This is a genomic window from Shewanella sp. 8A, assembly GCF_023475945.1.
In the GTDB taxonomy this organism is placed as follows: Bacteria; Pseudomonadota; Gammaproteobacteria; order Enterobacterales; family Shewanellaceae; genus Shewanella; species Shewanella xiamenensis.
Genome location: NZ_JAMDJP010000031.1, coordinates 38,004 through 50,557, shown reverse-complemented (window position 1 = coordinate 50,557; position 12,554 = coordinate 38,004). Strand labels below are relative to the sequence as shown.

At 43.9% G+C, this 12,554-nt stretch carries 16 protein-coding genes; 6 read left to right on the top strand and 10 right to left on the bottom strand.

From position 1 onward, the window contains the following. The first annotated feature begins 543 nt into the window (after positions 1-543). Positions 544-1,008, top strand: coding sequence for an RNA recognition motif domain-containing protein (locus tag M0413_RS18625; protein WP_037430549.1), 465 nt, complete (start codon positions 544-546; stop codon positions 1,006-1,008). 11 nt (positions 1,009-1,019) lie between these two features. On the opposite strand, the gene murI is transcribed toward M0413_RS18625, so the two are convergent. Next, complete coding sequence (gene murI / locus M0413_RS18620; protein ID WP_241406620.1) at positions 1,020-1,835, bottom strand: glutamate racemase; 816 nt, start codon at positions 1,833-1,835, stop codon at positions 1,020-1,022. 141 nt (positions 1,836-1,976) lie between these two features. Between murI and trmA the strand changes: the two genes are divergently transcribed. Beyond that, on the top strand, positions 1,977-3,077 hold the full coding sequence (gene trmA / locus M0413_RS18615; RefSeq protein ID WP_249555238.1) for a tRNA (uridine(54)-C5)-methyltransferase TrmA: 1,101 nt from the start codon (positions 1,977-1,979) through the stop codon (positions 3,075-3,077). A 372-nt stretch (positions 3,078-3,449) separates the two neighbouring features. Here the strand turns inward: trmA and M0413_RS18610 are convergent, their stop codons facing one another. Beyond that, entirely contained in the window at positions 3,450-4,253 is an 804-nt protein-coding gene (locus M0413_RS18610) for a hypothetical protein (protein ID WP_249555237.1), read from the bottom strand. 175 nt (positions 4,254-4,428) lie between these two features. On the opposite strand from M0413_RS18610, the gene M0413_RS18605 reads away from it, so the two are divergent. Then, the gene (locus M0413_RS18605; RefSeq protein ID WP_249555236.1) at positions 4,429-5,802 is read left to right on the top strand and encodes a helix-turn-helix domain-containing protein; all 1,374 of its coding nucleotides are present in this window, start codon (positions 4,429-4,431) and stop codon (positions 5,800-5,802) included. 326 nt (positions 5,803-6,128) lie between these two features. Then, on the top strand, positions 6,129-6,797 hold the full coding sequence (locus M0413_RS18600) for an inovirus Gp2 family protein (protein WP_249555235.1): 669 nt from the start codon (positions 6,129-6,131) through the stop codon (positions 6,795-6,797). Between the two features lie 184 nt (positions 6,798-6,981). Here the strand turns inward: M0413_RS18600 and M0413_RS18595 are convergent, their stop codons facing one another. The 8 genes from M0413_RS18595 to radC all read right to left on the bottom strand — a co-directional run bounded on the left by M0413_RS18595 (position 6,982) and on the right by radC (position 11,450). Further along, positions 6,982-7,275 carry a type II toxin-antitoxin system RelE/ParE family toxin gene (locus M0413_RS18595; protein ID WP_249555234.1) on the bottom strand — a complete coding sequence of 98 codons (294 nt, stop codon included), beginning with the start codon at positions 7,273-7,275 and terminating at the stop codon, positions 6,982-6,984. Next, positions 7,263-7,547, bottom strand: coding sequence for a CopG family ribbon-helix-helix protein (locus M0413_RS18590; protein ID WP_011920070.1), 285 nt, complete (start codon positions 7,545-7,547; stop codon positions 7,263-7,265). The genes M0413_RS18595 and M0413_RS18590 overlap by 13 nt, the downstream gene beginning before the upstream one ends. Positions 7,548-7,833: 286 nt before the next feature. Further along, positions 7,834-8,556, bottom strand: a complete 723-nt coding sequence (locus M0413_RS18585) for a lecithin retinol acyltransferase family protein (protein ID WP_249555233.1) — start codon at positions 8,554-8,556, stop codon at positions 7,834-7,836. A 146-nt stretch (positions 8,557-8,702) separates the two neighbouring features. Beyond that, complete coding sequence (locus M0413_RS18580; protein WP_249555230.1) at positions 8,703-9,263, bottom strand: tyrosine-type recombinase/integrase; 561 nt, start codon at positions 9,261-9,263, stop codon at positions 8,703-8,705. A gap of 141 nt (positions 9,264-9,404) precedes the next feature. Next, a complete protein-coding gene (locus M0413_RS18575; RefSeq protein WP_249555228.1) occupies positions 9,405-9,818 on the bottom strand; it encodes a DUF2787 domain-containing protein in 414 nt (137 codons plus the stop codon). Between the two features lie 240 nt (positions 9,819-10,058). Continuing rightward, complete coding sequence (locus tag M0413_RS18570) at positions 10,059-10,415, bottom strand: type IV toxin-antitoxin system YeeU family antitoxin (RefSeq protein ID WP_249555226.1); 357 nt, start codon at positions 10,413-10,415, stop codon at positions 10,059-10,061. Between the two features lie 128 nt (positions 10,416-10,543). After that, the gene (locus M0413_RS18565; RefSeq protein ID WP_011071648.1) at positions 10,544-10,906 is read right to left on the bottom strand and encodes a hypothetical protein; all 363 of its coding nucleotides are present in this window, start codon (positions 10,904-10,906) and stop codon (positions 10,544-10,546) included. A 37-nt stretch (positions 10,907-10,943) separates the two neighbouring features. After that, positions 10,944-11,450: a RadC family protein gene (gene radC / locus M0413_RS18560; protein ID WP_249555224.1), complete on the bottom strand. Its 507-nt coding sequence runs from the start codon at positions 11,448-11,450 to the stop codon at positions 10,944-10,946. Positions 11,451-11,582: 132 nt separating this feature from the next. On the opposite strand from radC, the gene M0413_RS18555 reads away from it, so the two are divergent. Both M0413_RS18555 and M0413_RS18550 read left to right on the top strand, forming a co-directional pair. Continuing rightward, the gene (locus M0413_RS18555) at positions 11,583-11,780 is read left to right on the top strand and encodes a helix-turn-helix transcriptional regulator (protein WP_099458512.1); all 198 of its coding nucleotides are present in this window, start codon (positions 11,583-11,585) and stop codon (positions 11,778-11,780) included. Positions 11,781-12,229: 449 nt separating this feature from the next. Further along, complete coding sequence (locus M0413_RS18550) at positions 12,230-12,370, top strand: hypothetical protein (RefSeq protein ID WP_249555222.1); 141 nt, start codon at positions 12,230-12,232, stop codon at positions 12,368-12,370. Positions 12,371-12,554: the final 184 nt, after the last annotated feature.

The window sequence follows — 12,554 nt, the reverse complement described above, 5'->3', positions numbered from 1 at the left end:
ACTCATTCATTGATTTAATTCTTTGATTACTCGCCAAACGGCAGAGTAATTTCGATTAACTCAACACCTGTGAGTGTCCACACAGATTTGCTTGATAAATTGTTAAAGAGCGTTGACCATCGCATTATCACAAGTGATTTCAGCGGGTCAGGGCTGCGTATTTTACGCATTCCCGTTTTTGCGTCAAGTAGTTTTTTAAACTTTCTTTTCGCTCATCAAGGACTGAATCACTTGATGAACTGGCACTTGAAACTGCGTATCGCTGTCTGCCGTGTCAGTGGATGCGCATTATAGGCAGCGGAACTTTTTGTGCAAGCGCTTTTTTAGCCCCTAAAGACTGTACGCCGACATTTTAAGCATTATGTTTATTTTTTATCTATTTTGGCTTGGTTATTCAATTTTGATGTAAGTTTTTATCTGATAAATGATAATTCGCGCTCAATTTTTCGGCAGCAGTCTAGTGTAAAAGTAAATAATTCATTACCATATGACTTGCTGTTAACAGTTATTTATCATTTTCTATTTCATTCAGAGAGCATTTATATGCAAAAGTCATTTCTTATTGTTTTGGTTATTGCCATTCTTGGCGCAATTGCGCTATCTCAATTTGCAACAACATTACCCGCTTACATCGCCTTTGTTGCTGGCGTGATTATTACCACGCTTATCTTTAAATTTGTCCCTGATTTAGGTACCACTCAAGCTGCTGATGAACAATATGTCGGCCCGACAATGACACTCTATGTAGGCAACTTGCCTTATCGTGTGCATGAGGGAGAAGTGAAAGTCTTGTTTGGTGAATTCGGCCCAGTCAATTCAGTCCGTTTAGTTCGAGATCGTAAAACAGGTCGCCGTAAAGGCTTCGGTTTTGTTGAAATGTCCGAAGCAGGTGCTCAAAAAGCAATGGTTAAGCTAAATGACTTTAACTTCCAAGAAAGAACCTTAAAGGTTAGAGAAGCTAAGACTCAAGATTCGGAAGCCGCTGATCGTACAGGTACTGATGAATAATCTGCGTTAGTTTATCCGTTCTGGTTGATTGTGGTGATTCGCTCTAGGGCAGAAAAGCCACAATCGACTAACATAGTCATCAATCCCTCACTGATTTCCGCTTTAGTATAAAACGCCTGCATAACCGAATCTTGGTGCGCGTCTTTTAGACCTTGCTGTTCGCTCTTAGTAGCTAACAGTGTTTTGACTCGTTTAGCTATTGCCTCACCTGAATCAAGCAGAGTCACACCTTGACCCAATACCTGCTGCAATTCATCACGCATCATGGGGAAATGAGTACATCCAAGTACCAATACATCTAACTCCGCCTCGACAATCGGCGACAATATCTGCGTTAATCGCACCATATCCAGCTGACCAGTGGCAATCTTCTGCTCGGCCATCAGCACTAATTCCGAACATCCGAACAGCTCGACATGGCAGTCATCGGCAAATTGGCTAATGAGTTCGTGAGTATAGTGGCGCTTTACCGTACCTGGGGTGGCAAGCAAACCAATACGCTTACTTTTAGATAACTGCGCCGCGGGTTTAATGGCGGGGACAACTCCCACCACAGGAATAGATAAAGTTGCACGCAGCGCGGGCAGCACAACCGTACTCGCGGTATTGCAGGCAACGACAACAATTGCTGCATGGGTACGCTCTACGACTTGGTCGATTAGCGCGACACAACCCGAGACAAGTTCCTGCTCTTCCAACTCGCCATAGGGCAATCTGGCATTATCGAATAAATAGCAGTAATCGTGATGTGGGAGCAGTTTGCGAATTTCAGCTAATACGGATAGACCGCCGATGCCAGAATCGAATACTAATATTGGTTGCGACAAGCCCATCTCCAGTTAATTCTTCGCCCCATGCGCGGGCGGATTTTCCCACAGCTTTGCTCAAACCGCAAAACCAAGATGCTGGACATTCGTGTCACCTAGTATAAAATTTGCGCCCCAATTTACAGCCACGGTGAATCAACAATGAATTTAACAGCAATGGATCCCACGACCTATGATGCGCAACTGACTGCAAAGCGTATCAAGCTAGAGCAGGCCTTTGCCCAATTTGAGACGCCGAGTGTTGAAGTGTTTGCCTCTGAGCCTGCCAACTACCGTATGCGCGCCGAGTTTCGCGTATGGCACGAGGGCGACGATTTATACTATTACATGTTTGATAAAGTATTGAACGACAAAGTACGTTGTGATCAATACTTACCTGCGAGTGCGTTAATCAATCAAATGATGGCGGCACTGATCGCCGAGTTAAAACCTAACCACAGCCTACGCCACAAACTCTTCCAGGTTGATTTTTTATCAACGCTCAGTGGTGAGATTCTAGTATCACTGCTGTATCACAGACAGCTTGATGACCAATGGCGCAGCGAAGCCACCGCGCTCAAAGCCAGATTGAGCAGCCAATTTAAGGTCAATATCATTGGCCGTGCGCGCAAACAGAAAATCGATTTAGATAAAGACTTTGTGGTTGAGTCACTGCAAGTGAATGACAGAGTTCTTCATTACAAACAAATCGAAAACAGTTTTACCCAGCCAAATGCCAAGGTGGCAATCAAGATGCTGGAATGGGCTATCGACGTAACTCAACACAGCCAAGGCGATTTGCTGGAGCTTTACTGTGGTAATGGCAACTTCTCTATCGCGCTGGCACAAAACTTTAATCGCGTGCTCGCGACCGAGTTAGCTAAACCTTCGGTGGATGCAGCCCAGTTCAATATCGAAGTCAACAATATCGATAATCTGCAGATTATTCGTATGTCGGCGGAAGAATTTAGCGATGCGATGGCGAAAAAGCGCAGCTTTAGACGCTTAGAAGACATCGATCTGGATAGCTATGTGTGCAACACCATTTTTGTCGACCCACCACGAGCAGGTATTGACCCAGCTACGTTGGACTTAGTGCAAGGTTATGAGCGGATTTTGTATATCTCGTGCAATCCCGACACCTTAAAAGACAATTTGCAGCAATTAAATCAGACTCACAAGGTGACACGTTTTGCGCTATTCGATCAGTTCCCTTACACCGACCACATGGAAACGGGTGTACTGCTAGAGCGCATTAAATAAGGCTTTCTTACAGTTTAAACCATCAGAAAATCTATCTGGGTACGGCGCTGGGTACGGGAACCTTTAAAACGCCCAATTTCCGATAGCCTTTACTACCCAAAAGTCCACCAGCAATGCTGGTGGCGAAATCTTACTAATGCATAGTTTGGGCAAGCGAAGACAGACCATTAGTCTCTAAAATATTCAAAATCTATAGGGCTTGTGTCCAGTTAAGCTAGCAACTGATAGTAGTTTTGGATCTGAATATTTTAATTTAGAATAAAACCTTTATTTAACAATAGCTAGTATGTGCTTATTTGTAGTAATTCGCATTGATACCCACCGATATACCCACCATACGCTAATGCCTTAGCGAGATGATTCTTTGTTTGACTATTTGCTAGTCGTATTAGCTGATCTTGCTCGTTTTCTAGGGCGGGGATCTGAAGTCTGGTTTTGCTCAGTGCTTTCTTCCGATTCTGTAGCCTCTATGGGCTCCTCTAAGGGAAGTTCCACAATGTCGATTAAAGTATGGGCTCTAGTTGCTTGCATCAGATGGTCAGCAGTGAGCTTTGAGCGGTTTTTTACAGCTTTTTCAATGATAGCAAATAGAATTGATGAATTGTCTTTTACGGCTTGAAGTTCACTCTTTAGCGCAGTCACCTGTTTTTTTAAACGGTTATTATAGTTTTTCTGTAGATGAAGTTCACCACTAAGCTTCTTATCTGTAAACGACTGGTTGAACTTTATTTCTGCTTTTTTCGCTTTTTCTGTATTTTTAGCTTTGAGTTCTTGCTCCTTTAAACCGATGAGAAGCTTATAGTTATCATCGATGATAGACTTAAAGAGTTGAATATTCGTGATTTTTGCCTCTTCTGCCATCTCCTTGAATTTGTTCTTATGCTCGATTGAAACACTGATGTTGAGCATCTTGGCTTTGCATGCAAGCCTCCTATTGTGTGCTTCCCATGCTTTTTCCATTTTTCGATAAAATTCGAAAGTGGCTCTTTCATTACTGTCTTTAAACCAATTGAAAAGCGTCGATTGAACTTCAAATATTGTTGGATTCTGGCTAAAAAAAATCCCTTTTTTGTAAAGGTATTTAGTCACCCAAGCCAGTAGCAATTTGTGCGTTTTGTTTCGGTAAAAGAAGTCAAACTTTGCTTCAAATTCGGCCTGGCGTTTAATGTCCATCATGCAAGAACTCATTATCACTTAGTGTTGATGAAGTAAATACTTTTTAAAACTTTATTTACTGTAAGTCTAACATTTTTTTGTTTAAAATTACTAGCAATTTACTAGTAATTTTAAATTGCAATTACCTACTGGTTATGGAAGTATTTATTAATAGTTTTCTATCATTGAAATTCAAATGAAGCGCTTACTTAGTTCGCTCAAAGGTGCCAAACCAGAATCCAGATTTTTTATTTCCCTATGGTTTAGATTTTTTGCACCTGAAGCAGGGGTCCCATTACCCGTAGCAGATATAGCAAAAAAGCTAGGCGTTTCTAAGAATGTTGTAATGTCGTCTCTTGCCTACATGACTACTGAAGGTTTTTTTGAAAGGAGTCACATTCATCTAGGAGTTAAGGCTGGCAGACCCACATCACTGTATTTTGCTACCAATAAACTGCTTGCTATTTTATGTGATGATGAACATACAAGATTTCACGCTGGTCTGATCGAAGAATTACATTTCAACAATCACCAACATTTGACGTTGAGCAATCGTTTACTGCTTTGTGTCTTCTTGCTTCACGCAAATGAGTACGGTTTGGTGGAAAACTTGGGATTCTCAGTCATTGCTCAGATGACTGGAATGAGTAATGACCAATTCAATTCACAGCTAGATAAGCTTTCTAGGCTTAGATATCTCAGGAAGTTGAGTTCTGGGGTCACTTCAAAGGTGATTTTTGGATCCAGGCCTTCAATTTATCTGCTAGATATTACAAATGAGCGGTTTTCTAGTGCAATATTCCGCTCCGTTACTTGTGAGCAAGCAATTTCTACTGAAGAGTATCAGCATATCCTTAAGAAATTGATTTCTATATCGAACAATGGCTTAGTTTCTTTCAGTCATTTACAACAGAAGGACGACGATGATAGCAAGACCATTAGCACGAATGCATATGCTCAGTGTAGAAAGCGATTCGCGATGGCAATCGGTATTGAAGGTGCTGAATCTAGTTGGATATTTTTTTTCGAATTAGCTCGTATGCCTGCATTGAAAAAATTTTTATTCGAAAAAATATTGCTGACAGTGGCTCAATCAGCCATTTCTAGGAGAAAACTAAACCAAGAGTGGCTAACACAATTGAGTGTCAGTTTCTGTCAGGAGCTACAGCCAGTATTTTTAAAACAGGGAAAAGTGTTGATTGGGAAAGATTATGCTGAAGATATTGATAAAAATAGCAAAAAAAGTCATGTGATTGAACGTGAATCAGGCGATGAGGTAGACCTGTTTGATACCACAGATTTGAGTGTATTTGCTGAGGTCTTAGTGAGATGTGTCATATTCCCAGCGGTTGAAACGCTGAAATACAAGACAGCTATCCTTAAGAAGCATTTCAAAGCGCCATTTAAATTTGCTTTTTTATTGGATGAAAAATCAGAAGACGTTATTGAGATTAAGCGCCCACTTGACATTTATTACTTATATCCTATCTCGAATGGTCCCTATGAAAAGCGGGTTTACATTGTAGATGGTGAAGTTCATCCGATTGAAATCAACGTGGGAATAGACTAAAAACTGCACAAAGCCAATGATTTAATTATCTAGTGATGTGATATCCCTTCGCCCTTGCTCGCCCGATCTACCGCTCAATGATTGACGGGGATTTCAGTTATTGCGATTGTCTGTTTGTTAATACTACAACCCTGTAGCCACACCTACTACTCAATAGTATTCCTTCAGCCAGTATCTCTAACACTATCTACCCATGAACATACAGCGTTAGCTGCCATCATAGGCGAGCTAACTTTTGCAACTGATATCAAGCACTTTTTGGCTTTTGAGTTATAAATTACACAGACCATATACGTTATGTAACTTAACCAATATGGGAACTCAACATGTCAAAACGTCATCCACTCAATACCAACCTTACCGTCATCAGCAATGGTCAATACCAAGGTCTCAATGTTTATCCTAGGCCACTCAGCGCTGAATACTTAAGCGCTATTCTACAGACCTTACAAGCGGCTCTGACTGAGCACCCTCGTACCTTTATGGTGCGGTTTGATTTACATCTACCACAGCTCAATTTTCGCGACTCACCTATAGTTTATGATTCAACGGTGATCAGCAAATTCTTTAAATCTCTGGATGCCAAAATCCAGCATGATAGGCTTATCAAGGGCTGTGAGGGTAAACGGGTTCATCCTTGTACTCTGCGTTATATTTGGGCAAGAGAGCGAGCTGATGCCGATACAGACCATTACCATATCGCTATCTTCCTCAATAACGATGCCTATAGCCATCTCGGTAATTACAATCGAAGCGGACAAAACCTGAGTACTAAGATTGTTGAAGCTTGGGCCAGTGCCTTGGGATTAGATGATTACAGTACTCGGCATTTAGTGCATTTCCCTGAGGATACGCCAGTTTACTATCTCAATCGTAATGCACCGAATTATCCTCAAACCTTTGCGGGTGCTTTCTTTCGCTTGAGCTATCTAGCCAAGCTAGAGACTAAGCATTATGGCGATAGAACACGTTCATTCGGTTGTAGCCGTATTTAGGTGAGAGAGTGATTAGCTTACTTAGCGCTAAGTGCGGTTGCTAGTGGGGTGAGTTAAAAAAGGGAGTAAAGGGCAAGGGATTAAGGTCCCTTGCTTTTGCGCTCATAGTAGAACAGTAGCGATATTCACAATGCAGACTTGATGACATAGTCCATTGGGGCAATCCGTCGCTGATTCAGCCATATCAGTAACCGGCTTCTTTTTGGTGGCGGATACACAACACTGTCAATCGCTCGCCGCCATTATACTGGTACATTGCCAAATAACCCGTGTCACCAAAGTCAATCAGCAGTTCCCTAAAGCTAAAGTCATTGTCATCGATAGGCCGACCAATGTCCGGATAGCTTTCCAGTTTTCTAATGGTATTGATTATGGCGCTGGCAGCCCGTTGTGCGGCAGGGGGATTTTTACTGCGAAGAAACTCACGTAAGCGTTCTAAATCACGTAATGCAGTGGCAGTGAAGATTATTTGTGGCATGTAGGGGCTGCCTTTTCATTTTCACTTCCCCAGGACTCCAGCCAACTCACCACTTCGTCACCGGTAACGTGCAAGCCAGATGTCTGGTGTTCTTCCCATGCGCGTAACGCTTCTTGCTGCAACGCCTCGCGTTTCTCTTCTCTCTCAACGTATTCACGGATCGCTTCACGCATCATCCAGTGTGATGAACGTTTACGCGTTTCGGCTAAATGCTCGACTCTGGCTTTAATATCGGCATCTAATTTAACCGACACGGGTTTGATTGTGCTCATCTGTTACTCCATAGGTAATGCTTAGTACTACTAGGTAATACCTTAGCATAACGTGGTACAAAAAAATAATGATTACACGGTTTACTCGTCTGCTCGAGCAACGCCATGAGATCAATGACGTTAGCAGGATAGTTTGTATCACTGAACTGGGCATAAATTTTGTGCTGGTATCGCGCCAATCTTTAGCATAAAAGCAAGAGGGGTGAAACGATAGCGGCGAGCGGTGCCGCTTCGTTTATAGGTTTGGCTAATGAGTGACTTAGCACTCAATACCGTCGCAGAATCATCATGACCTTAACCAATGCCATGCATCGGCTATCAGCCCCGCACCGGCTTTTACGCCATTGATGCCCACTTCTGCTGTCGTTAGCACGGTGTTTAAGCCGGTTTCTACACTGCCGGTGATGAGCTTGATCCCAGCATCGGCTATCTCTCCTTGGCTTAAGCAAGCATAACTTTCACCTAGAGTTTGTGTGGTGCCTTTTAGTAGGCATTCTGCTGGTTTAGCGACAAGATCTCCAGGTGTCCCTAGTAGTGTGTTGACGTTATCGGGTAGCCCTAGGTATTCGCCGGTCATCTTAGCGGCGGTAGAGGCTAATACGACGTTTGCGACAGTCCCCGTGGCCAGCTTTGAAGCAGTACTTCCCAGTAAGCCTGCTCTGGCTGAGCTTTGCAGCGCAATGTGGGAAAGATTACTCACTTGATTAGAAGTGCTAGTCCCCGCTAAGCATTCATTGACGAAGTGCTCGCAATTATTGGTAGCTACGCCGTATGGACTGTGACCCAGCTGATTGCGTGCAAGCTCAATGGCTTGATGAGGAAACAGCGTGGACTTTTTCACTCTGATCTTATGGCCACCAGCAAATCGCTGCAGGTCGATTTCTTCAATCATGCCCTGTTTAGATAAGTGAATAACATTTCCATTGCCCACATAGAGGCCATGGTGTTCGGTTAAGCCAAGAGGATCGATATTGGTGACGAGGTGATCACCAGGTTGTAGTACTTGCATGAATATTTTCCTTAGCCAAGGTTCTATCATTGCGACGCGCTATTTCGGCATGCAGACTGAGGTTAGTTGCAGGTGTTCGCATTGATACTCAGTTGGCTGTGTGAGGATTTAAGAGGAGGCGCTATTTTGTAAGGTGTAAGCGCGGGTTAGATTTCTAGCTCGACAAAGTCCTTATCGATATCGTCTTGCTCAATACCGATATACCGCAGGGTGGTTTCTTCGGCGCTATGCCTGAGCATCTTCATTACTCGGCCAATGTCTTTGGTTTGTTGATACAGCAGATAGCCACGGGTTTTGCGCATCGAGTGGGTGCCTAAGGCGATTTTGAGTTCTTCACCAATCATCGCCAGTGCTCGGCAGATATAGCGGCGTGACAAAGGCGCGGGTTTGATGTTTTTCGCTCGTTGATTACGGTAGGACTGAAACAGATAGATATGGTTAGGATGCTCGTGCGCAATACGCTGTATCCGTTCCAGCGTTTTTGAGTTGAGCTTGATATTGGCGATTTTGCCGGTTTTGGACTCCTTAATGATGAGTCTATCGCCGTGGATATCACTGAACTTAATCGAGAGTAAGTCGGAGATCCTAAGGGCGAGATTAAGGCCTATATTCCACACATCGGCCAGTTGCTGGCTAAACTGTCTTTCGAGCAGATAGCTAATAAGCTTAACGGTGTCTTGATCTTTAACCGCGTGAACCTCAGGCATGGTCATGTTCCTCTTTTTTGCTATAGCGTGTTTTTGGGCACTTGCGTTGTTGAGAGCCGCATGGGGCAAGGGTTTGAGTGTTCCCGTTTTATGGTTACGGGAACTTGCGGGCGTTCAACAACATTGAAGTAACGATGCGGGTTAATCCAAGCTCACCTGCACTTGATAGGCTTCCATCTGGTAGTAACTGACAAAGTTATCGCTGAACAACTTAATCAGCCCCTGTGATTCCCGCTCCCCAATCCAACCGCTAAACAGGCTATAGACCTGCTTGCTGTTAAAGCAGATATCGATGTCTTTAACCAGTTCAGGGAAGGGATGACCGCGAAATGCAAAGTCGGTGACGTAAACTAAACGCCAGTGATCTTGCTGTTTCTCAAGCCGGACTTTGACGGGATGAAAGCCACCCGCTTCGGCGCTGTAATCAGGGTCGCGAAAATTAAGGGTGATGGCGTTGGCATCTTTTGGTGTGACGTTTGCTAGTTCCTTTTCAATCACTTGGTAAAAACGATCGGGCATCGCTGGCAGTTGGTTACGCTTGATGGTTAATGTCATGGGATATTCCTTGTTTGATTTACATGCATACGAAAGAGCCAAGGCGCAGTAACGCCTTGGCTCTTGTTGTCTATGCGGTTGGGTTAATAAAACAGTTCTTGGTCGAGCGGTTTAAGGTGAGTCGCTAAGGGCTGCTTGATAGAGCTCTAAAGCTAGGGTTTAGGAAATGGTGTTTACAGTTAGGGGGGACAGGTTTACGAACTCGAATAGATTATCGAGTGAGGGCTAGGGTGCTGGTGGTTAGTGGCTTAGCTTTGGTTTAGCTTCGGTTTGATAAATCGCAATATACAAATAGCCGTGGCTACCTAAGGTATCAGCCTCACAGGTAAAGCCTGCGTGTTCAATGCTCACGCAGTGCTGCTCTGTGGCATCAATCTCGCCGCTGGCCACCAGCCGCTCAAGCTGTTTAACCATGGCGGGAAAGGCCTCGACAAATTGTTGTTTAATGGCTGGTGGAAATTCACCAACAAAGCTTGAACGGTCATGGAGATAATCCAAATGCAGGCCGCGTAAAATCAGCCTCGCACCAAAGCGAGGAGTCACTTTACGGGGCAAGCCCCAGGCGTGCTCAATATCGAAAAGTTTTAGGGTTGTCATAGTGACCTCAATGGTTGAATAGAACTTTAGGGAATTGGTTGCTTATTAGCGGACTAGCTAGAGCGGTGATAAATACCTAGGCGAGTACAAGTGGTGAATACCGCTGTATATCCAGCAGGTAAAGGTCTTTAAGTATGCACACTCCAATTAGGCTGTTCATTGCTGCCATGGTTAAAGTACACGCCATTGATCACCCGCTGCCATTCACCTGTTGGCACACCATAACTGTCACAGGGACAAACATAGCGGCAGAATGCAATCTCCTTGGGCAAGTGCTCAACCACATCTCGGTGAAACACACTCAATACGGTTTTATGTAGCAGTGGATTAGGTGCCACAATCGGCTTGCCAATCACTTGGCCCATGGCATTAAGTGGCCGTACAAACATCGGCAAAATTAGCTCAACTGCTAAGCGGTTACGCAGTTCCGGAAACGCGGCGCATGCCTCAGCAACACAGGCCTGTGAAAAGCTATCAGTAAATTCAATCATGATGGACTCCTTGAAAAATGGTTGGCATTAACGCTGACTAGAGTAAGCCGCGCTCAGCAAAGGACACTGGCGTGCGGCCAACCACGATATGGTCAAGCACGCGCACATCGATAAGCGCCAGCGCATCGGTTAACCGTTTGGTTATGTGCTTATCTGCCATTGAAGGTTCTGACTCACCGGAGGGATGGTTATGGGCAAAAATCACCGCCGCGGCATTGACGGCTAACACCGCCTTAACCACTTCCCGTGGATAAACACTGGCAGCATCTAAAGTGCCAAAGAACAACTCTTTAAACTCCAGTAATTGATGTTGATTATCGAGCAGCATCACCGCAAATACTTCCCGCTCATAACCGCCCAGTTTGTAAGTTAAAAAATCCTTAGTGGCCTGTGGATTGGTATAGGCGTCTTTCTTTACATAGCGTTCGGCAATGATATTGGCGGCAGAGGCAAGAACTTCATCGGCAGTTTGCGGCCAATCGTTGATCGGTTGGTTTAGCAATGGGGGCTTTACGGATTGGGAGGACATCGCTTTTGTTGACATATCAGGCTCCTTGAAAGCGTTAATGGGCTTATGCACAGGAGTGATATATATCTGAAAAGATTTGGAAATAAGGAAAAAGTTAAAAATTACTCGAAGGACATATGTAATGAGACAATAACCGAGAAACTCATCATGAAACTAATTCGCCTTACTAAAGTTATGGATTATACCGGCCTAGCGCGCTCCACTATCTACAAGTACATCGCAGAAGGAACATTTCCCAAACCAGTGTCACTTGGTAGCCGAGCTGCTGCATGGGTAGAAAGTGAAGTGCAAGAATGGATTTTAACAAGAATAGAGGAGCGTGATGCCCAAAGTGCAACCGCTTAAGCTCATACCAACACCCGTTTTACTGCACATTAATAAACTTCAGAATATCCTTTACAATCTCCTGCCTTCAAAGGCTAAGAGTGTCCTCCATGACTAGATTGAAATGCTTTTTCTTGGCTGAATCCCTCTTTAAGTAAGCCTATGAGCAATAACTACAAACAACCTCACTAAACCAAGGGACCACCGAAAACAAGCTAGGGTAAGGACAAAATTCAGAGCTTACTTAGTTACGACACTTTCTGTCACGATGCATTAAGTACTTGAATGACTAGACTATTCAAGCAGGGCAATAACTTGACATATAGGCAAGCGCATCGCCCTCACCGGCATGCGCCTGTCTTGTCGCCCTGATGATCAACACAAAGGACTGAGACATCCACCCCTTAGTCCTTCGTCCTCAAAGCGTTTAACTCAAGTTATGTTTCAAAAGACGAAGAGAACATATTTACATGACCAAATCACCTGCCAAGAAAACCTGCAAAGGCTTTGAAGATACCCCAAGGGATACCACCAACCAACTGCGTGACAGCATATGCACAATGCAACTTCTCCATCCAAGGCACTTGATAGTCAAGCTGCTGCATGGGTAGAAAGTAAAGTGTAAGAGTGAATACTGGAAAGGATAGCGTAGTGGAATTATGCGGTGACAGAAATGCCTTTAATAAATCCTAAAATAGACGATCCTATCGACACTATCTCGCTGGTTGTGCTTCGAAAACAGCTCAAATATGAGCGTAAGCACGCAATTTCTGCATGTTAATATAGATTAAAGTG